This window comes from Streptomyces sp. GMY02, from assembly GCF_019056675.1.
GTDB classification, from domain to species: domain Bacteria; phylum Actinomycetota; class Actinomycetes; order Streptomycetales; family Streptomycetaceae; genus Streptomyces; species Streptomyces odonnellii.
Genome location: NZ_CP077658.1, coordinates 7085371 through 7105765, shown reverse-complemented (window position 1 = coordinate 7105765; position 20395 = coordinate 7085371). Strand labels below are relative to the sequence as shown.

Sequence of the window (20395 nt, the reverse complement as noted above, 5' to 3'; positions counted from 1 at the left end):
GTACGGGGGCTCCGAGGCCAGGAAGCGGAATCGAACCTGCCTTACCCCAGGAGCTTACCGTGCGCCCCTCACGAACCACACGACGCGGTCATTCGTCCCGTACCGGGCAACCCTGCGGCCCGAACGGCACGGCCGGCCGCCTCGTACGCGGTCGTCCCGTCGCACTTGTCCCGTACGCGGCCGTCCTGTACGCGGGCGCCCTGTGCGCGGGCGTCACGCGCCCGTCCCGTACGCGGCCGTCCCTCACGCGTCGTACGCAGCCGTCCGTACGCGCGCTCAGTCGTCCGGGTCGCACCGCTCCAGCGCGGGGCGCGGCGCCGGCTCGAACTCCGTCAGCAGATAGTCCGCCGCGGCGGTGTCCGTGACCAGACTGGTGACCAGCCCGGACCTGAGGACCGCCCCGATCGCCTCGCCCTTGCGCAGTCCGCCGGCGATCGCCACGACCTCCGGGATACGGCGCAGCCGCTCGGCCTCGACCGTGATGCACCGCTCGCCCAGGTCGCGGCCGACCCGGCGGCCCTCCGCGTCGAAGAGATGCGCGGACATCTCGGCGGCGACACCGAGCGAGGCGTAGTGGGACCGCTCCTCGTCGGTGAGCATGTCGTGCACCGTGGAGATACCCGCCTCCCACGAGCCGATGGAGACGGCGGCGACCGTGACCTTGTCGAAGTACTCGAAGGCCCGCGCGATACCGGTCTGGCTGCGCAGCGCGGCGGCGGTCGCCGTGTCGGGCAGCAGCATCGGGGCGTAGATGGGGTGGGCCTCGCCGCCGGACACCTGGGCCGCGCGCCGTACCGCCTCGACCGAGCCGCGCTCGGCGGTCCCCGCGTCGTACACACCGGTGAGCTGGACGACCGTACAGGGCGGCAGCCGGTCGAGCGCGGCCGCCATATGGATGGTGGACCGGCCCCAGGCCAGCCCGAGCACATCGCCCTCGACGACCAGCTCGCCGAGCAGATCGGCGGCGACCTCGCCCAGATTCTCCGGGTCGGGCGACTCGTCCCCGCCCTCCGCGGGCGACTCGACGACCACCGCGTGCCGCAGTCCGTACCGTGCGCGCAGCGCGTCGGAGCGCTCCGCGTCCAGCTCGGCGGGCACCCTGATCTCGATCCTCACGAGGTCGCGCTCCAGCGCCGTCTCCAGGACCCGCGCCACCTTGAACCGGCTGACGCCGAACTCCTCGGCGATCTGGATCTTGGACTTTCCCTCAAGGTAGAAGCGACGGGCCATGGCCGCCGCCTGCACCAGCTCCGCGGGTCCCATCCGCAGGGCGGACCGACCCGCCGACATTGCAGACACCGCGATCTCCTCACTGCTGTGCGCACTCTGGACTCGCTGTTCATCCTGTCAGATCCAGCGGTCCTTGATCGGCCCGAATGGGGCCCCGTTCATGTTCCCTTGGCTCAGTGGACGGCTGTGTCGCCGGCCGTTCTCCGGCTCACCGGCCGGCTCCGTGTCCGCACGCCCAGGACGCCGAGGCGGCGGCCTTGGCGGCCCGGTCGCGCAGGGCACGGACCGCCGCGGCCGGGTCGTCCGCCCCGTATACGGCGGAGCCCGCCACGAAGACATCGGCGCCGGCCTCGGCGCATCGCTCGATGGTGCTCTCCGAGACCCCGCCGTCGACCTGGAGCCACAGCTCCAGGCCGTGCTTGGAGATCAGCTCCCGGCTGCGGCGGATCTTGGGCAGCATGATGTCCAGGAAGGCCTGGCCCCCGAAGCCCGGCTCCACGGTCATGATCAGCAGCATGTCCAGCTCGGGCAGCAGGTCCTCGTACGGCTCGACGGGTGTCGCGGGCTTGAGCGCCATGGAGGCCCGCGCCCCCTTCGCCCGGATCTCCCGCGCCAGCCGTACGGGGGCGGCGGCGGCCTCCACATGGAAGGTCACCGAGCCCGCGCCCGCCTCCACGTACTGGGGTGCCCAGCGGTCGGGGTCCTCGATCATCAGATGGCAGTCCAGCGGGGTGTCCGTGGCCCGGCCGAGCGCTTCGACCACCGGTACCCCCAGGGTCAGATTGGGCACGAAGTGGTTGTCCATGACGTCGACATGGAGCCAGTCGGCGCCACGGACGGCGTCCGCCTCCTCGGCGAGGCGGGCGAAGTCTGCGGACAGGATGCTGGGGTTGATCTGGGCCATGTGCCAAGCCTGCCATGCTCCCGAGCACTTCCCGACCGCCCTGTGGACAACTGCGCGAACAATGCCGAAGAGGACGGGCACAGTCCGCGCAAACCGCGCGATTCAGCGGTGTCCGGCCGGTGCGGTGCGGTGCGCGCTCGGGCCGTACCCGTGGCCGTAGCCGTACGTGGGCGGGTGCGCTCAGGCCGTACGCGGGTGCGTCGCTCAGGCCGTACGTGGACGTCCGCTCAGGCCGTACGGCGCAGCAGGGCCAGATACATGGCGTCCGTGCCGTGCAGATGCGGCCAGAGCTGCACGTCGGGACCGTCACCGAGCGCCGGTACGCCCGGCATCAGCGCCCTGGCGTCGATCCACTCCGCCCGGACCGCCGGGCCGCCGCGCCCCTTGAGGACGTCCTCGACGACCGCCCTGGTCTCGGCGAGATGCGGGGAGCAGGTCGCGTACCCGACGACGCCGCCGATCCGTGCGGCCTGAAGCGCCTCGCGGAGCAGACCGCGCTGGAGCGGCGCGAAGTCGTCGAGGTCCTCGGGGCGGCGCCGCCAGCGCGCCTCCGGCCTGCGCCGCAGTGCGCCGAGACCCGAGCAGGGGACGTCGACGAGGGCCCGGTCGAAGGAGCCGCGAACCCACGGCGGGCGGGTGCCGTCCGCGGCGATGACCTGGTACGGGCCGGGATTGCCGGCCAGCGCGCGCTCCACGAGCCGGGCCCGGTGCTGCTGCTTCTCGGCGGCGAGCAGGGACGCACCGCGTTCGGCGGCCAGCGCCCCCAGCAGCGCCGCCTTGCCGCCGGGACCGGCGCAGCCGTCGAGCCAGCGGGCGTCGGGACCGTCCAGCGGCGCGTTGGCGAGGGCGATCGCGACAAGCTGGCTGCCCTCGTCCTGGACTCCGGCCCGGCCCTCCCGTACGGCGTCGAGCGCACCCGGTTCGCCGCCCTCGCTGAGCCGTACCGCATAGGGCGACCAGCGGCCCGGCAGCCCGGCGTCCTCGCCGAGCGCCGCCGTCAGTTCCCCGGGGGTGGCGCGTCCCGGCCGGGCGACGAGGGTGACCTCGGGCCGTTCGTTGTCGGCTTCGAGCAGGTCCTCGATGCCCGCGCGACCGCCGCCGAGCGCGTCCCAGAGCGCCGAGACCACCCAGCGGGGGTGCGAGTGGACGACCGCGAGATGGTCCTCGGCGTCCTCGTCGTAGGGCGGGGCGACCTGCTCCAGCCAGGTGTCCAGATCGTTCTGGGCGATCTTCCGCAGCACGGCGTTGACGAATCTGGCGCGCCCGTCGCCGAGGACCACCCGCGCCAGCTCCACACTCGCGGAGACCGCGGCGTGGCTGGGGATCCGGGTGCCGAGGAGCTGGTGCGCGCCGAGCGCCAGCACATCGAGCACCGGCGGGTCGACCTCGCGCAGCGGCCGGTCGACACAGGCGGAGATGATCGCGTCGTAGGTGCCCTGGCGGCGGAGCGTCCCGTACACCAGCTCGGTGGCGAGGGCGGCGTCACGCGCCTCGAAGCCACTGCTCTCGCGTGCCTTCCTGAGCAGCGGGGGCAGTACGAGATTCGCGTACGCGTCCCGCTCGTCGACGGCCCTGAGCGCCTCGAAGGCGAGGATCCGCACGGGATCCTTCTTGGGGCGGCGGTAGGGCTTGGCGGGACGGCGGGGGGCCTGCTGGTTCAAAGGTGCTCCGGGTGAGAGAAACCGATCTCTCCCACCCTAGGTCCTCTCTTGTGGATCTTGCTGGGCCCGGCCTGATCCACAGACCTAGGACGCCTCCGCACCGAGCTGTTCGCCCGGGGCGATCCGTACTCCGCGGGCCCAGTCCGCCGCGCGCATCGGCTTCTTGCCCTGGGGCTGGACCCAGAGCAGCTCGACATCGTGCGAACCGGTGCCCGCGTACACATGGTTCTTGCCGACGGCCAGCACCCCTGGCGCCAGTTCCGTACGGTCCGGCAGCAGCCCGAGCTGGATCAGCTTGAGCCGCTCCCCGCGGAAGACCGTCCAGGCACCGGGCGCGGGAGTGCAGGCGCGGACGACGCGGTCGACGCGGAGGGCGGGCGCCGCCCAGTCCACCTGGGCGTCCTCGACGGTGATCTTGGGCGCGAGCGAGATGCCCTCGGCGGGCTGCGCCACGGGCTTGAGCGTGCCGTCCTCGATCCCGTCCATGGTCGCCACGAGCAGCCCCGCGCCCGCGAACGCGAGCCTGGTCAGCAGATCGCCGCTGGTGTCGGTGGGCCGTACATGCTCGGTGAGCACCCCGTACACCGGCCCGGAGTCCAGCCCCTCCTCGATCTGGAAGGTGGCCGCGCCGGTCATCTCGTCCCCCGCCATGACCGCGTGCTGTACGGGCGCCGCGCCGCGCCAGGCCGGCAACAGCGAGAAGTGCAGATTCACCCAGCCGTGGACCGGGACGTCGAGCGCGACCCTGGGCAGCAGCGCGCCGTACGCCACGACCGGGCAGCAGTCGGGCCCGATCTCCCGCAGCCGTGCCAGGAATTCCCCGTCCCGGGGCTTCGCCGGCTTGAGCACCTCGATGCCCGACTCCTCGGCGCGCTCGGCGACCGGGCTGGAGACGAGCCTGCGCCCACGGCCCGACGGCGCGTCGGGCCGGGTGACGACGGCGACGACGTCATGCCGTTCCGAGGCGATGAGTGCGTCCAGGGCGGGTACGGCGACCTCGGGGGTGCCGGCGAAGACGAGCTTCATCGGTGGCTGACTGCCTCTCGTGCAGAAACGTGCGGTGACGAGCGACGCACCAGTCTATGGGCCGCGGCGGCAGGGGGCGTACGTCGGTGTGCGCGCCCCGCGCATATGCGCACACGCCCCTGGGGCGTGACCACAACGGCGGGTGGCGCGTTGTCAAGGGAGATTGACCAACGCGGGCCGCACCGGTGCGGCCCGGATCCTTTTCAACGCCGGTTCGAGAGGCTTGTTCATGGCCGACCACGCAACCCACGACGCACAAGCCCGTGCAAGTCTCCACCTGTTGGTGCGGGACATCGAGCGGGTCCGGCGGCAGGTGGACGCGCTGCGCACCCTCACCGCCCAGTTGGGCAATGTCTACCGCCCCCGCCGCTCCGGCCCGTCCACGGGCTTCGTCGTCTACGGCAGGGCCCCGGCGCCGACCGTCCGTCTCGCACAGGAGTTGCGGGACAGCGTCGAGACCCTGGTGACCGCGGCCGTGGACTTCGACCGCTCGCTGGGATTCTCGTGGGACGCGGTGGGCTCCGCGCTGGGGGTCACGAAGCAGGCGGTGCACCGCCGTTACGGTACGCGCCGGGCCACGCAGCAGCCGGGCGCGGCCGAGCCGGACCGTGCGCAGGAGACCACCGCGGTACCGACCGCCGTGACCTCGGTGCCCGCCGCGCGCTCGATGCCGCCCCAGCCCACGGCTGCCGCCCCGGCGCTGCGCGAAGATCCCCGGCCGTCGGCGTTCCCGGGGCCGCGGGGCGGCTGAGGGGGCTCGATGGCCGAGCGGCCGGGGGCGGGACTTCGAAGCCTGCAAAGCCTTCGGGGGCCTTGCGGGCTTCGGGGACTTCGGGGCCTTGAAGGCCTCGGGGGTTTGGAGTCCTTGGAGGCTTCGGGGGTTTCGGACGTTTCGGATGCTCTCCGGGGGCTTCGAGGCCTTCGAGGCCTTGAAGGCTTCGGGACGGGGCCCCCGGCCGGGCCGCCGATGCCGGGTCGGCGTGGGCGACGGCCGACGTGGGCGACGGCCCGAGTCACGCCACGCAGTATTCGTTTCCCTCCGGATCCCGCATCACCCACCAGTGCCCGGCCGGCCCCTGGTTCACCTCACGGACACGGCTCGCGCCCAGGTCCACCAGTCGCGCCACCAGTTCCTCGCGCCCGCCGGGCTCGCTGTGCACATCGAGGTGCAGCCGGTTCTTGCCGGTCTTGCCCTCGGGTACGTCCTGGAAGAGCAGCCGCCGACCGCGACCGATACCACTGATCTCGTCGAAGGGGTCATCGGGATGGCGGATCGCGGCATAGCCGCGGAAGATCCTGCGCCCGCGATGCTCGGTGACCGCCTCCTCGCCGATCTGCCCTGCGGCCAGCAGGCGTTCGATCAGAGGGCTCGGGTCCTCCACCTCGTAACCCAGCGCCGCGGCCCAGAAGTCCGCGAGGGCGGGTGCGTCCGTACTGTCGACGACCAGCTTCCAGCTCAGTGCCATGTAACCACTTATATTGGTTACATGGACGCTGCCGCAACCACCTCCGCGACCACTTCCACAACCACTTCCGCAGCCGCTTCCCCAGCAAGGGGTTTGATACTGCGCTCCGGTAGCGGCGTCACCTTCCGGTTCGATCCCGGGGCGTTGTGTCTGGAGCTGCTGACCACCGGCGGTCCCGGCCCCTACCGCCGGTACGAGGTGCTGCACGAGCCCGCCGATCTGGCGGAATGGGCGGACCGGTCGCGGCTGACACCGACACCCTCGCTGGAGATCTCCGACAGCGAGGTGGCGGACGCGCGGCGGTTGCGCGACGCGTTGTTCCGCCTGGTCATCGCGCACACGTCGGGCGAACCACACGAGCCCGGGCTGCTACGGGTCATCAATGAAGCCGCCGCCCACCCGCCGCTGGCACCCGCGATCGGGCCGGGCGGAGAACGGCGGTGGACGGGCACCGCCACCGGCACGCATCTGCTCGCCACCGTCGCCCGGGACGCCGTCGAGCTGCTGACCGGGCCCTTCGCGCACCGTATCCGCACCTGCGCCTCCGACAACTGCCAGCTCGTGTACGTCGACACCTCGCGCCCGGGCCGGCGCCGCTGGTGCTCCATGGAGCACTGCGGCAACCTCCACAAGGTACGGGCCCTGCGCGCCCGGGCCTCCGACGAAGCCCGTCCCTCCGACGACGGCTGACCGGTCGGCTGACCGCGATGCCCGAACGGCAGCGGGCGCGCAGGCAGGGCCGAAGGACAAGGCTGCAGAAGGACAGGGCGGCCGATGGACAAGGCAGCCCATGAGAACGCCCGGGGCTCGGCGCCGCAACAGACCTTTCCCACGCGCCCGCCGTGTCAGCCGATGTCCGGCGGGTCGATCCGCACCCGTACGGCATCGCCGCCCCCCGGGCCATGCGTGCCGCCTGCGCCGACTTCAGCGCGGACGCCAGAGCCGCACCGCTCCCCGGACGTACGCGCAGCAGTGCCCGCTCCCAGTGCTCCCCCGGCGGCGGGTCGCCCGGTCTGCGCGACCTGCCCGGGTCGGCGGGCGGGAGCGGCACGGGGCCCAGCACCTCGGCGTCCGGCGGAAGTCCGGCCGTGGCCAGGGCGGCGAGGAACGTACGGACCGCCTCCGCGCGGCCCGACACCGCCGCCATCCGGGACACCGGCGGAAAGCCCAGCTCGGCCCGCTCGGCCAGTTCGCGCTGGGCGTGCCCCACCGGGTCCCAGCGCACCAGCGCCTGCACCGGCCGCAGTGTGGGTTCGGCGACCACGACCACCGTGCCGCCCTCCTCCTGCCCGCGTACCAAAGAGCCCGCGTGAATCCAGCGCCGCAGGGCCTCCTCGCCCGCCCGCAGGTCCGGCCGTCCCAGCATCGCCCAGCCGTCCAGCAGCAGCGCGGCGGCGTAACCGCCCTCGGCCACCGGCTCGGCTCCAGGCGTGCTGACCACCAGGGCGGGCCTGCCCGGTACCGAGTCCAGGACATGGTCCCGCCCCGATGTGCGTACGGGAACGGCCGGGAAGGCCCGGCCCAGCTCCTCCGCCGTACGCCGTGCCCCCACGATCCGCGCCCGCAGCCGCACGCTGCCGCACTCCGCGCACTGCCATCCCGGTTCGTCCCGGCCGCACCACCCGCACCGCAGCTCCCGCTCCCGGGGAGCCTCCAGCGGCCCCGCGCACTGCCGGCAGCGGGCTGGCGTACGGCACCGCTCGCACGCCAGCCGGGGCACATAGCCGCGCCGGGGCACCTGCACCAGCACCGGTCCGGACTTCAGCCCGTCCCTGACTGCCTGCCAGGCGAGGCTCGGCAGCCGGGCCGCGCGAGCAGCCTCGTCCCGCGCCAGTTCGCCGTCGCCAACGGTACGGACGAGGGGCGCGGCGGTACGTATCCGCTCCCGGGTCGCCGTCAGGGGCAGCGCCCAGCCCGTACCGACGAGCTGGGCCGCCTCGACCGTGCACGCCGTACCGCCCAGCAGAAAGCCGCACTTGTCGTGCGCGGCACGCAGCAGCAGCACCTCACGGGCGTGCGGCTGCGGCGCGTGCTGCTCGCTGTGGCTGTCGTCCCCGTCGTCCCAGATGGCCACCAGCCCCAGATCCTGGACCGGCGCGAACATGGCGGCACGGGTCCCCACGACCGCCCGTACCGCACCGCGCCGTACGGCCAGCCACTCGCGATAGCGCTTCTCGGGCCCGGCCTCGGCCGTGAGCAGGGCATGCCGGCCGGTGCCCAGGAGCGCCGTGAGCGCGGCGTCGACCCGCGCGGCCACCCGCCCGTCCGGTACGACGACCAGCGCGCCCCGCCCCGAGGCGAGCGCCGCGGCGACCGCCCGCGCCAGTTCGTCCGCCCAGTGCGGTCCGGGCAGCGCGGTCCATACGGCGCGCGGCGCACCGCCCCCGGCGAGCGCGTCCAGGAACGCCGCCCCGTTCGCGTACCGCCCCCATGTCCCCGCCTCGGGCGCGGCGGGCGGCGGCAGCGGCTCGGGGGACGGCTTCGACTCGGCCCGCGCGTTCCTCGGCGGAATGGCGAGCTGAAGGACATCCGCGAGGCTTCCGGCATACCGGTCGGCGACGGCCCGGGCGAGCCCGAGCAGCTCGGTGCTCAGCACCGGCTCGGGCGACACCACATCGGCCAGCGCGGCCAGCGGCCCCTTGTAGTCGGACTCGGCCAGCCGCTCCACGACGAACCCGTCGATCAGCCGCCCGCCCTCGCGCCGCCCGCCCCGCACCTGATGCGCCCCGGCCCCGAACCGCACCCGCACCCGCACCCCCGGCCGCGCCGCCTCGTCCAGCTCCTCCGGCACGGCGTAGTCGAAGAACTGGTCGAGATGCAGCACCCCCTTGTTCACCACGACTCGCGCCACCGGCAACTCCCCCGCCAGCGCGGCCCCCCGCCATGTCCGCGGCTTGGCCCGTGGCACCTTCGCCTTCCGCACGCTCTCCCGAATAAGCGCAAGCTGCTCCGGCTCCCCCTTCTCCGGCCTGTCATCGCTGCTCACAGCTCCATACCTACCAGACACCACCGACACACCCCCATGCCGAGCGCCCTCGGCGACCGCGCGCATACGGAACGGCCCCGGACCGTCCTGCGGTCCGGGGCCGTCGTCAGCCGCTGTGGGTGGGGCGGGTGGGTCAGAGGCCGACGGCCTCGCGGAGGGCGTCCACGCGGTCCGTGGTCTCCCAGGTGAATTCGGGCAGCTCGCGGCCGAAGTGGCCGTACGCCGCCGTCTGGGAGTAGATCGGGCGGAGCAGGTCGAGGTCGCGGATGATCGCGGCCGGGCGGAGGTCGAAGACCTTGCCGATGGCCTGCTCGATCTTCTCGGTGTCGACCGTGGCGGTGCCGAAGGTCTCGACGAACAGGCCGACCGGCTCGGCCTTGCCGATCGCGTAGGCGACCTGGACCTCGCAGCGCGCGGCCAGGCCGGCCGCGACGACGTTCTTCGCGACCCAGCGCATCGCGTACGCCGCCGAGCGGTCGACCTTCGACGGGTCCTTGCCCGAGAAGGCGCCGCCGCCGTGGCGGGCCATGCCGCCGTACGTGTCGATGATGATCTTGCGGCCGGTCAGACCGGCGTCGCCCATGGGGCCGCCGATCTCGAAGCGCCCGGTCGGGTTGACCAGCAGCCGGTAGCCCTCGGTCTCCAGCTTGATGCCGTCGTCCACCAGCTCCTGGAGGACGTGCTCGACGACGAACTCGCGTACGTCGGGGGCGAGCAGCGAGTCCAGGTCGATGTCCGAGGCGTGCTGCGAGGAAACGACGACCGTGTCGAGACGGACGGCCTTGTCGCCGTCGTACTCGATGGTGACCTGCGTCTTGCCGTCGGGGCGCAGGTACGGGATGGTCCCGTTCTTGCGGACCTCGGAGAGGCGGCGCGAGAGGCGGTGCGCCAGGTGGATCGGGAGCGGCATCAGCTCGGGCGTCTCGTCGCAGGCATAGCCGAACATCAGGCCCTGGTCGCCGGCGCCCTGCTTGTCGAGCTCGTCGTCCTGCTCACCCTCGACACGCTTCTCGTACGCCGTGTCGACGCCCTGCGCGATGTCGGGCGACTGCGCGCCGATGGAGACCGAGACGCCACAGGAAGCGCCGTCGAAGCCCTTCTTCGAGGAGTCGTAGCCGATCTCCAGGATCTTGTCCCGCACGAGCTGGGCGATCGGCGCGTACGCCTTGGTGGTGACCTCGCCGGCCACATGGACCTGGCCGGTGGTGATCAAGGTCTCCACGGCGACCCGGGAGGTCGGGTCCTCCCGCAGGAGCGCGTCAAGAATGGTGTCGCTGATCTGGTCAGCGATCTTGTCGGGGTGACCTTCGGTCACTGACTCCGAGGTGAACAGACGGCGGGACACATCGCTCCCTGAGGTTGCAGCGGCTGCTGGCTGATCGTTGGCGGACCGACGGGGGCTGCGCCCCGCGACGGTCCACGACCACTTTATCTGTCGTATGACGCCACGGGGCGAAGTGTCTCGTTCTGTGGGAGTCCCGTCGCCCGCGGCACTGCATTATGCGTTACGGCGATCGACCCTGGCCAGGGCCCGCTACAGCGGATTAGAGCCGTTCTCTAGCGGCAATCAGGGCTGGTCCCGGGGGCGCCCCGGGATTCAAACGCCGTGTGCGACGTGCAACAAAGAATTCACGCAAGCCCCGGTACGGCCGCCCGGGCACTCCGGGCTCAGGCGCCCCGGCACCGGTCCGGATGCCCCGCCCCGCCAGTCCCGCGCCCACGCCCCCCGCCCCGGTCTCCCGGCCCGGCCTCCGCTCCCGAGCCCGCCCCGGCCCCCTGGCTCAGGCCCCCGGCCCGGCGCCCGGCGCCCCGCCCAGCCTCGGTATCACCAGGTCCCAGACGACATCCGCGAGCGCCTCCTTCGGCCCGTACGGCACCGGTGTCTCCCCGCCGTCCGCCGCCAGCACCACCGCTTCGTTCTCCGCCGCTCCGAAGGCCTTGCGCTCCCCGACCTCATTGACGACCAGCAGATCGCACCCCTTGCGCCGGAGTTTCTGCCGCCCATGGGCCAGGACATCGTCCGTCTCCGCCGCGAAGCCCACGATCACCTGCTCGGGATGCGCACGCTCCGCCGAGATCTCGGCGAGGATGTCCGGGTTACGGACCAGGGCCACCGGCGCGGGCTCCTCGCCGTCCTTCTTCTTGATCTTGCCTTCGGCGTACACGGCCGGTCTGAAGTCGGCGACCGCCGCCGCCATGACCACGGCGTCGGCCTGCGCCGCGGCCTTCAGGACGGCCTCCCTGAGCTGTACGGCCGTCCCCACATGGACCACATCGGCACCCGCCGGATCTGCCATCCCCGTGTTCGCCTCGATCAGGGTGACCCTGGCCCCGCGGGCCACCGCCGTACGCGCCAGGGCGTACCCCTGCTTCCCCGAGGAGCGGTTGCCCAGATAGCGCACCGGGTCGAGCGGTTCGCGCGTACCGCCCGCGCTGACCACGACATGGCGGCCCGCCAGATCCGCTTCCCGCACCCCCCGCGCCAGGACCCGGCGGCAGATCTCGAAGATCTCCTCCGGGTCCGGCAGCCGGCCCTTGCCGGTGTCGACACCGGTGAGCCGCCCGACGGCGGGCTCGATGACGACCGCCCCCCGGCGGCGCAGCGTCGCGACATTCTCCTGTGTGGCGGGGTGCTCCCACATCTCGGTGTGCATGGCCGGGGCGAAGACCACCGGACAACGTGCGGTCAGCAGGGTGTTGGTGAGCAGATCGTCGGCGAGCCCGTGCGCCGCCCTGGCCAGCAGATCCGCGGTGGCCGGGGCGACGACGACCAGATCGGCGGACTGCCCGATCCGCACATGCGGCACCTCGTGCACATCCGTCCAGACCTCGGTGGAGACGGGATGCCCGGACAGCGCCGACCAGGTCGCGGCCCCGACGAAGTGCAGCGCGGACTCGGTCGGCACGACCCGTACGTCATGGCCCGACTCGGTGAGCCTGCGCAGCAGCTCGCACGCCTTGTACGCGGCGATCCCGCCCGCGACCCCCAGCACGACCTTCGGCTTCTCCGCCTTCTCTTCCACCGCGTCCCCTCACCTCTCGTACGTACGACGTCCAAAGCGCACGCCCAAGGACATGACACACCACAGGCCCGGCAGCGCGCTGCCGGGCCTGTGGATAAAGCAGAGAAAGTACGACTTACTGAGCCGGGCCCTCGATGGCCTCGGAGGTCAGAAGTCCCGCGTTGATCTCGCGCAGGGCGATGGAAAGCGGCTTCTCGTGGACATGGGTGTCCACCAGCGGACCGACGTACTCAAGCAGGCCCTCACCGAGCTGCGAGTAGTACGCGTTGATCTGACGCGCGCGCTTGGCCGCGTAGATCACGAGGCTGTACTTCGAGTCCGTGGCCTCAAGCAGCTCATCGATCGGCGGGTTGATGATGCCCTCGGGCGTAGTGATGGAAGAGGACACTCTCTAGCCTTCCGAAGAAAATTCAGGGAGATCAGGGAAAAAGATCATTCAACTGCCATCAAGGCTAGCAGCTCACGCGCGACGTCCTCGACGGAGGTGTTGACCAGCGTCGTATCGAACTCCGACTCCGCGGCCAGTTCCACTTTCGCCACCTCCAGCCGGCGTTCGATCACCTCGGGCGATTCGGTGCCCCGGCCGGTCAGCCGGCGCACCAGTTCGTCCCAGCTCGGCGGTGCCAGAAAGACCAGCCGGGAATCGGGCATCGATTCCTTGACCTGCCGGGCGCCCTGGAGATCGATCTCCAGCAGTACGGGCTCGCCCGCCGCCAGCCGGTCATGGACCTCCCGCCGCGGGGTGCCGTAGCGGTTGCCCGCGAACTCCGCCCATTCCAGCAGTTCGCCGTTGGCGATCAGCTTGTCGAACTCCTCGTCCGAGACAAAGAAGTACTGGACGCCGTCGCGTTCACCGGGACGCGGCTTTCTGGTGGTGGCCGACACCGAGAGCCATACCTCGGGGTGGACCTTGCGCATATGCGCGACGACCGTGCTCTTGCCGACCCCGGAGGGGCCGGAGAGCACGGTCAGCCGCGGTCGTACTTCTGCTGCCATGCAGCGATTATCCAGGTTCCCGGGAGTCTCCGGGAACGTCAGGCGCCGGTGCCGCCGAACTCGCGCTCAAGCGAGGCGATCTGGTTGGAGCCGAGACCCCGGACACGCCGGCTCTCGGAGATGCCGAGCCGCTCCATGATCTGCTTGGCGCGGACCTTGCCCACACCGGGCAGGGATTCGAGCAGTGCGGAGACCTTCATCTTCCCGATGACGTCGTTCTCCTGACCCTGCTTGATCACGTCATGGAGGGAGGCGCCGGAGTGCTTGAGTCGATTCTTGACCTCGGCCCGCTCCCGGCGAGCCGCGGCGGCCTTTTCGAGCGCGGCTGCGCGCTGTTCAGGGGTAAGGGGCGGAAGAGCCACGCCTACGTCACCTCGGATGTCGAACTGTCGGATACGGACCGGTGAGGAACCTATTCGCCCCACACCAGGCGAGCAACGGGCAACGCACTGCACGTTGGCTCTCGACGGAGACTAGCGGCCAAGGCCGCCGGAGTCAGCGAGAACAGACGAAAAGTCCTGGTCAGCATCGATCAGGGGTGACATTTTGGGCATTTTGCCCAACTTTTTCAGTGGTCGGGCGGGACGAGCGGCCCGCCCCGGCGGCGCGAAAGAGCCGCCGGACAGGGCCTAGGCCGCCTCGACCGCCGTTCTCACCTCGTCCGCGAAGCGCTCCGCGGACGCCCTGAGGGCACTGATGTCCGGACCGTGGCGCAGCACATCCCGGCTGACGCTCGGTACCACATTGCGGACCGAGGAGCCGAACAGAGCCGGCAGTCCGGCCGGGGTCGCGCCCTGCGCGCCGATTCCGGGGGCGAGGAGCGGACCGTTGATCGCGAGGTCCGCACCGGCCTGGGCAAGGGTGGCGCCGATGACCGCGCCGACCGAGCCGAGCGGCTCCGCGCCCGCGTTCTCGGCGGCCATGTGGTCGAGCATGAGCTGCGCCAGGGACCGGCCGTCGGGTGCGGTGGCGCGCTGGACCTCCGCGCCCTCCGGGTTGGAGGTGAGCGCCAGGACGAAGACCCCGGCGCCCGAGACCGCGGCGGCGTCCAGGGCGGGACGCAGGGATCCGAAGCCGAGGTACGGGGAGACCGTGACCGCGTCCGAGAAGAGCGGCGAGTCCTTGTCGAGGTAGGTCGCCGCGTACGCGCCCATGGTCGAGCCGATGTCACCGCGCTTGGCGTCCATCAGGACCAGTGCCCCGGCCGCGCGTGCCTCGGCCACGGCCTTCTCCAGCACCGCGATTCCGCGTGACCCGAAGCGCTCGAAGAACGCGGACTGCGGTTTGAGTACGGCGACCCGGTCCGCAAGGGCCTCGACCGTCGTACGGGTGAAGCGCTCCAGGCCCGCGACGTCGTCACCGAGGCCCCACGCCCTGAGCAGCGAACCGTGCGGGTCGATGCCGACGCAGAGCTGCCCGCGGGTGTCCATGGCACGCCGCAGCCTGGCGCCGAAGGGCTCCTGAGGGTGTGCGCCGTACGGTCCCTCGGTCATGGGGCCGCCTTCCGGGGCGGTCGTTTCCGGGCCCGTCGTTTGCGAGGCGGGCGTTTCCGGTGCGGGCGTTTCCGGGGCGGTCATGCGGTCACCTTCCGGCTGTCGGCGCCGACGGCCTCGGCGAGCGTGGCGTACGGGCTGGCCCTGAGCCGGGCCGCGAGCCCCTTGTGCAGGGAGCGGCTCCAGAAGGGGCCCTCGTAGATGAAGGCGCTGAAGCCCTGGACGAGCGTGGCACCGGCGAGGATGCGCTGCCAGGCGTCCTCCGCGTTCTCGATTCCGCCGACCCCCACCAGGGTGATCCGGTCGCCGACCCGCCCGTACAGCCTGCGCAGGACCTCCAGCGAGCGCGCCTTCAAGGGCGCGCCGGACAGTCCGCCGGTCTCGGCGACCAGCCCGGGGTCCGACACCAGGCCGAGTCCCTCGCGCGCGATGGTGGTGTTGGTGGCGATGATCCCGTCGAGACCGAGTTCGACGGCGAGGTCGGCCACGGCGTCGATGTCCTCGTCGGCCAGATCGGGTGCGATCTTGACCAGCAGGGGGACCCGGCGGCCGGTGACGGTACGGTCGGCCGCCTCCCGTACGGCGGTCAGCAGCGGCCGGAGCAGGTCGACGGCCTGGAGGGCGCGCAGCCCGGGGGTGTTGGGCGAGCTGACATTGACCACGAGATAGTCGGCGTGACCGGCCAGCCGCTCGGTCGAGAGGACGTAGTCGGCGATCGCTTCATCCTCGGGGACGACCTTCGTCTTACCGATGTTGACGCCGACCGTGGTCCTGAAGACCGCTCTGCGCGCCGCCAGCCGTGCCGCCACCGCGGCCGAGCCCTCGTTGTTGAAGCCCATCCGGTTGACCAGGGCGCGGTCGGCGACCAGCCGGAAAAGCCGCTGCCTGGGGTTGCCGGGCTGCGGCTCGCCGGTGACCGTACCGATCTCGACATGGTCGAAGCCGAGCATGGCCATGCCGTCGACGGCCACGGCGTTCTTGTCGAAGCCGGCGGCGAGCCCGAAGGGGCCGTGCATCCGCAGTCCGAACGCCTCCGTGCGCAGCTCCGGGAAGCGCGGTGCGAGCGCGGCGGCGGCAAACGTACGCAGGACGGGGACCCGCGCCGCGAGCCGGATCCACCGGACGGCCAGATGATGGGCCCGCTCCGGGTCCATCCACCGGAAGACCAGCCTGAAGAAGATCCTGTACACGTTCAGTCCTCGCGCGCCGCGATGAGCCGCTCCGCGTGCTCCTGGAGGGACCGGACACCGACCTCGCCATGGTTGAGCGCGTCAATGCCCTGCACCGCCGCGGCCAGCGCCTGGACCGTCGTCAGGCACGGGACTCCGCGGGCCACGGCGGCCGTACGGATGTCATAGCCGTCCAGTCGGCCGCCGGTCCCGTACGGAGTGTTGACGATCAGGTCGATCTCTCCGTCATGGATGAGCTGTACGACGGTCTTCTCGCCGGCCGGGCCCACGCCCTCGCTCTGCTTGCGCACCACGACCGCGCTGATCCCGTTGCGCTTGAGCACCTCGGCGGTGCCGGACGTGGCGAACAGCTCGAATCCATGGGCGACCAGCTCCCGCGCCGGGAAGATCATGGAGCGCTTGTCCCGGTTGGCCACGGAGATGAAGGCGCGGCCCTTGGTGGGCAGCGGCCCGTACGCCCCGGCCTGCGACTTGGCGTACGCCGTACCGAAGGCCGAGTCGATGCCCATGACCTCGCCGGTGGAACGCATCTCCGGGCCGAGGACGGTGTCCACTCCGCGCCCGTGGATGTCCCGGAAGCGCGACCACGGCATCACCGCCTCCTTGACGGAGATGGGCGCGTCCAGCGGCAGCGTGCCCCCGTCGCCATGGGCGGGCAGCAGTCCTTCCGCGCGCAGTTCCGCGACGGTGGCGCCCAGGGAGATCCGGGCCGCGGCCTTGGCGAGCGGCACGGCGGTCGCCTTGGAGGTGAAGGGGACCGTGCGGGAGGCGCGCGGGTTGGCCTCCAGGACGTACAGGATGTCCCCGGCCATCGCAAACTGGATATTGATCAGCCCGCGCACCCCGACGCCCTCGGCGATCGCCTCGGTCGAGGTCCGCAGCCGCTTGATGTCGAAGCCGCCGAGGGTGATGGGCGGCAGGGCGCACGCCGAGTCCCCGGAGTGGATACCGGCCTCCTCGATGTGCTCCATCACCCCGCCGAGATACAGCTCCGTACCGTCGTAGAGCGCGTCCACGTCGATCTCGATGGCGTCGTCGAGGAAGCGGTCCACGAGAACCGGCCGGCTGGGGCTGATCTCGGTGGACTCGGCGATGTACGAGGAGAGCCTGGCCTCGTCGTACACGATCTCCATGCCGCGCCCGCCCAGCACGTACGACGGGCGGACCAGGACCGGGTAGCCGATCTCGTCGGCGATGGCCTTGGCCTCGGCGAAGGTGGTGGCGGTGCCGTGCTTGGGCGCGGGCAGTCCGGCCTCGGCGAGGACCCGGCCGAAGGCCCCGCGGTCCTCGGCTGCGTGGATCGCCTCGGGGGGCGTGCCCACGATCGGTACGCCGTTGTCCTTCAGGGCCTGCGCGAGACCGAGCGGGGTCTGTCCGCCGAGCTGTACGAGGACGCCCGCGACCGGTCCCGCCTGTGTCTCGGCATGCACGATCTCCAGGACGTCCTCCAGGGTGAGCGGCTCGAAGTAGAGCCGGTCGGAGGTGTCGTAGTCGGTGGAGACGGTCTCGGGGTTGCAGTTGACCATCACGGTCTCGTAGCCGGCCTCGCTCAGCGCGAAGGAGGCGTGGACGCAGGAGTAGTCGAACTCGATGCCCTGGCCGATCCGGTTGGGGCCGGAGCCGAGGATGATCACGGCGGGCCTGGTGCGCGGGGCGACCTCGCTCTCCTCGTCGTACGAGGAGTAGAAGTACGGCGTCTTCGCCGCGAACTCGGCGGCACAGGTGTCGACCGTCTTGTAGACCGGGCGGATACCGAGGGCGTGCCTGACCTCGCGGACCACATCCTCGCGCAGCCCCCGGATCCCGGCGATCTGGGCGTCGGAGAAGCCGTGCCGCTTGGCCTCGGCGAGCAGGTCCGGGGAGAGTTCGGCGGCGCCGGCCAGCTCGTCCGCGTACTCCTTGATCAGGAAGAGCTGGTCGACGAACCAGGGGTCGATCCGGGTCGCCTCGAAGACCTCCTCGGGCGTGGCACCGGCGCGGATGGCCCGCATCACGGTGTTGATCCGCCCGTCGGTGGGCACCTTGGCGGTCTCCAGCAGTGCGTCCTTGGCGCCGGGGACCGCGAGGCCGGGGTCCTCCGTGAAGGAGAACTGGCTGCCCGCCTTCTCCAGCGAGCGCAGCGCCTTCTGGAGCGCCTCGGTGAAGTTGCGGCCGATGGCCATGGCCTCGCCGACCGACTTCATGGTGGTGGTGAGGCTGGCGTCGGCGGCCGGGAACTTCTCGAAGGCGAAGCGCGGCACCTTGACGACGACATAGTCGAGGGTGGGCTCGAAGGAGGCCGGGGTCTTCTCGGTGATGTCGTTGGGGATCTCGTCCAGCGTGTAGCCGACGGCGAGCCGGGCGGCGATCTTCGCGATCGGGAAGCCGGTGGCCTTGGAGGCGAGCGCGGAGGAGCGGGAGACCCGGGGGTTCATCTCGATGACGATGACCCGGCCGTCCTCGGGGTTGACCGCGAACTGGATGTTGCAGCCGCCGGTGTCGACGCCGACCTCGCGGATCACGGCGATACCGATGTCCCGCAGGATCTGGTATTCGCGGTCGGTGAGGGTCATCGCGGGCGCGACGGTGATGGAGTCGCCGGTGTGCACGCCCATGGGGTCGAAGTTCTCGATCGAGCAGACGACCACGACGTTGTCGTGCTTGTCCCGCATCAGCTCCAGCTCGTACTCCTTCCAGCCGAGGATGGACTCCTCGAGGAGTACCTCGGTGGTCGGCGAGAGCATCAGGCCCTGTCCGGCGATACGGCGCAGCTCGTCCTCGTTGTACGCGAAGCCGGAGCCCGCGCCGCCCATGGTGAAGGAGGGCCGGACGACGACGGGATAGCCGCCGAGCGTCTCCACCCCGGCCACGGCCTCGTCCAGGGAGTGGCAGATGACCGAGCGCGCGGACTCGCCGTGGCCGGTCCTGGCGTTGACGGCTGCGACGACTTCTTTGAAGAGGTCGCGGTCCTCGCCCTTGTGGATCGCTTCGACATTGGCGCCGATCAGTTCGACGCCGTACTTGTCGAGGGTGCCCGCCTCGTGGAGCGCGATCGCGGTGTTCAGCGCGGTCTGGCCGCCGAGGGTGGGCAGCAGCGCGTCGGGGCGCTCCTTGGCGATGATCTTCTCGACGAAGTCGGGGGTGATCGGCTCGACATAGGTGGCGTCGGCGATCTCCGGGTCCGTCATGATCGTGGCGGGGTTGGAGTTGACCAGGATGACGCGCAGGCCCTCGGACTTCAGCACGCGGCAGGCCTGGGTGCCGGAGTAGTCGAACTCGGCGGCCTGGCCGATGACGATCGGTCCTGAACCGATGACCAGGACGGACTGGATGTCGGTGCGCTTAGGCACGCTGGTCCTCCATCAGGGATACGAAGCGGTCGAAGAGGTACGCGGCGTCATGCGGACCCGCGGCCGCCTCGGGGTGGTACTGGACGCTGAAGACCGGCCGGTCCAGCAGCCTGAGTCCCTCGACCACGTTGTCGTTGAGGCAGACGTGGGAGACCTCGGCGCGGCCGTAGGGGGTGTCGGAGACCCGGTCGAGCGGGGCGTCGACGGCGAAGCCGTGGTTGTGCGCGGTGACCTCGACCTTTCCGGTGGTCCGGTCCTGGACAGGCTGGTTGATGCCGCGGTGGCCGTACTTCAGCTTGTACGTGCCGAAGCCCAGTGCGCGGCCGAGGAGCTGATTGCCGAAGCAGATCCCGAAGAGCGGGGTACCGCGCTCCAGCACGCCCTTGACGACGGTGAGGTCCGCGGTGGCCGGGTCGCCGGGGCCGTTGGAGAGGAACACACCGTCGGGGGCGGTCGCGTACACCTCGTCGAGAGTGGCGGTGGCGGGCAGGACATGCACCTCTATGCCGCGCTCGGCCATCCGGTGCGGGGTCATGCCCTTGATGCCGAGGTCCAGCGCGGCCACCGTGAAGCGCTTGCGGCCGATGGCGGGCACCACGTACGTACGGTCGGTGGCGACCTCGGCGGACAGGTCGGCGCCCGTCATCTCCGGGCTCTGCCGCACTCGCGCGAGCAGGGCCGCCTCGTCCGCCAGCGCCTCGCCGGAGAAGATGCCGACGCGCATGGCGCCGCGCTCGCGCAGATGGCGGGTGAGGGCGCGGGTGTCGATGCCGCTGATGCCGACGACGCCCTGGGCGATCAGTTCCTCGTCGAGCGAGCGCCGCGCGCGCCAGTTGGACGGGGTGCGCGCGGGGTCCCGTACGACATAGCCGGACACCCAGATCCGGCGGGACTCCGGGTCCTCGTCGTTGACGCCCGTGTTGCCGATGTGGGGGGCGGTCATCACAACGACCTGGCGGTGGTACGAGGGGTCGGTGAGGGTCTCCTGGTAGCCGGTCATGCCGGTGGAGAAGACGGCCTCGCCGAAGGTCTCCCCCTCGGCCCCGTAGGCACGGCCGCGGAAGCTGCGGCCGTCCTCCAGGACGAGTACG

16 protein-coding genes and 1 pseudogene are annotated in these 20395 nt (G+C 71.4%); 2 read left to right on the top strand and 15 right to left on the bottom strand.

The window, feature by feature from the left end:
- Positions 1 to 276 precede the first annotated feature (276 nt).
- The 4 genes from KQY30_RS30280 to fmt all read right to left on the bottom strand — a co-directional run bounded on the left by KQY30_RS30280 (position 277) and on the right by fmt (position 4821).
- Entirely contained in the window at positions 277 to 1290 is a 1014-nt protein-coding gene (locus KQY30_RS30280) for a sugar-binding transcriptional regulator (protein WP_217311405.1), read from the bottom strand.
- 148 nt (positions 1291 to 1438) lie between these two features.
- Positions 1439 to 2134: a ribulose-phosphate 3-epimerase gene (rpe, locus tag KQY30_RS30275; RefSeq protein WP_217309694.1), complete on the bottom strand. Its 696-nt coding sequence runs from the start codon at positions 2132 to 2134 to the stop codon at positions 1439 to 1441.
- A 227-nt stretch (positions 2135 to 2361) separates the two neighbouring features.
- The gene (locus KQY30_RS30270; RefSeq protein ID WP_217309692.1) at positions 2362 to 3795 is read right to left on the bottom strand and encodes an RsmB/NOP family class I SAM-dependent RNA methyltransferase; all 1434 of its coding nucleotides are present in this window, start codon (positions 3793 to 3795) and stop codon (positions 2362 to 2364) included.
- Between the two features lie 84 nt (positions 3796 to 3879).
- On the bottom strand, positions 3880 to 4821 hold the full coding sequence (gene fmt / locus KQY30_RS30265) for a methionyl-tRNA formyltransferase (protein ID WP_217309691.1): 942 nt from the start codon (positions 4819 to 4821) through the stop codon (positions 3880 to 3882).
- A 229-nt stretch (positions 4822 to 5050) separates the two neighbouring features.
- Between fmt and KQY30_RS30260 the strand changes: the two genes are divergently transcribed.
- Positions 5051 to 5572: a hypothetical protein gene (locus KQY30_RS30260; protein ID WP_217309689.1), complete on the top strand. Its 522-nt coding sequence runs from the start codon at positions 5051 to 5053 to the stop codon at positions 5570 to 5572.
- Positions 5573 to 5834: 262 nt separating this feature from the next.
- Here KQY30_RS30260 and KQY30_RS30255 read toward each other — a convergent pair whose 3' ends face one another.
- Positions 5835 to 6287, bottom strand: a complete 453-nt coding sequence (locus KQY30_RS30255) for a VOC family protein (protein WP_217309687.1) — start codon at positions 6285 to 6287, stop codon at positions 5835 to 5837.
- A 21-nt stretch (positions 6288 to 6308) separates the two neighbouring features.
- Between KQY30_RS30255 and KQY30_RS30250 the strand changes: the two genes are divergently transcribed.
- On the top strand, positions 6309 to 6977 hold the full coding sequence (locus KQY30_RS30250) for an ABATE domain-containing protein (protein WP_217309686.1): 669 nt from the start codon (positions 6309 to 6311) through the stop codon (positions 6975 to 6977).
- Between the two features lie 155 nt (positions 6978 to 7132).
- Here the strand turns inward: KQY30_RS30250 and KQY30_RS30245 are convergent.
- The 10 genes and pseudogenes from KQY30_RS30245 to carA form a co-directional block, all read right to left on the bottom strand.
- Positions 7133 to 9339, bottom strand: a pseudogene (locus KQY30_RS30245) (primosomal protein N').
- Between the two features lie 67 nt (positions 9340 to 9406).
- Complete coding sequence (gene metK, locus KQY30_RS30240) at positions 9407 to 10618, bottom strand: methionine adenosyltransferase (RefSeq protein WP_217309685.1); 1212 nt, start codon at positions 10616 to 10618, stop codon at positions 9407 to 9409.
- Positions 10619 to 11054: 436 nt separating this feature from the next.
- Entirely contained in the window at positions 11055 to 12296 is a 1242-nt protein-coding gene (gene coaBC / locus KQY30_RS30235) for a bifunctional phosphopantothenoylcysteine decarboxylase/phosphopantothenate--cysteine ligase CoaBC (RefSeq protein ID WP_217309684.1), read from the bottom strand.
- A 115-nt stretch (positions 12297 to 12411) separates the two neighbouring features.
- A complete protein-coding gene (rpoZ, locus tag KQY30_RS30230) occupies positions 12412 to 12684 on the bottom strand; it encodes a DNA-directed RNA polymerase subunit omega (protein ID WP_003970369.1) in 273 nt (90 codons plus the stop codon).
- A 44-nt stretch (positions 12685 to 12728) separates the two neighbouring features.
- Positions 12729 to 13292, bottom strand: coding sequence for a guanylate kinase (gene gmk / locus KQY30_RS30225; protein ID WP_217309683.1), 564 nt, complete (start codon positions 13290 to 13292; stop codon positions 12729 to 12731).
- 38 nt (positions 13293 to 13330) lie between these two features.
- Positions 13331 to 13654, bottom strand: coding sequence for an integration host factor (locus tag KQY30_RS30220; protein ID WP_046501951.1), 324 nt, complete (start codon positions 13652 to 13654; stop codon positions 13331 to 13333).
- Positions 13655 to 13921: 267 nt separating this feature from the next.
- The gene (gene pyrF, locus KQY30_RS30215) at positions 13922 to 14785 is read right to left on the bottom strand and encodes an orotidine-5'-phosphate decarboxylase (RefSeq protein ID WP_217309682.1); all 864 of its coding nucleotides are present in this window, start codon (positions 14783 to 14785) and stop codon (positions 13922 to 13924) included.
- 80 nt (positions 14786 to 14865) lie between these two features.
- Positions 14866 to 15975 carry a quinone-dependent dihydroorotate dehydrogenase gene (locus tag KQY30_RS30210; RefSeq protein ID WP_217309681.1) on the bottom strand — a complete coding sequence of 370 codons (1110 nt, stop codon included), beginning with the start codon at positions 15973 to 15975 and terminating at the stop codon, positions 14866 to 14868.
- Between the two features lie 2 nt (positions 15976 to 15977).
- Positions 15978 to 19304, bottom strand: coding sequence for a carbamoyl-phosphate synthase large subunit (gene carB / locus KQY30_RS30205; RefSeq protein ID WP_217309680.1), 3327 nt, complete (start codon positions 19302 to 19304; stop codon positions 15978 to 15980).
- Positions 19297 to 20385 (bottom strand): glutamine-hydrolyzing carbamoyl-phosphate synthase small subunit, encoded by a 1089-nt coding sequence (gene carA, locus KQY30_RS30200; RefSeq protein WP_217311404.1) that lies wholly within the window; start codon positions 20383 to 20385, stop codon positions 19297 to 19299. The genes carB and carA overlap by 8 nt, the downstream gene beginning before the upstream one ends.
- Positions 20386 to 20395: the final 10 nt, after the last annotated feature.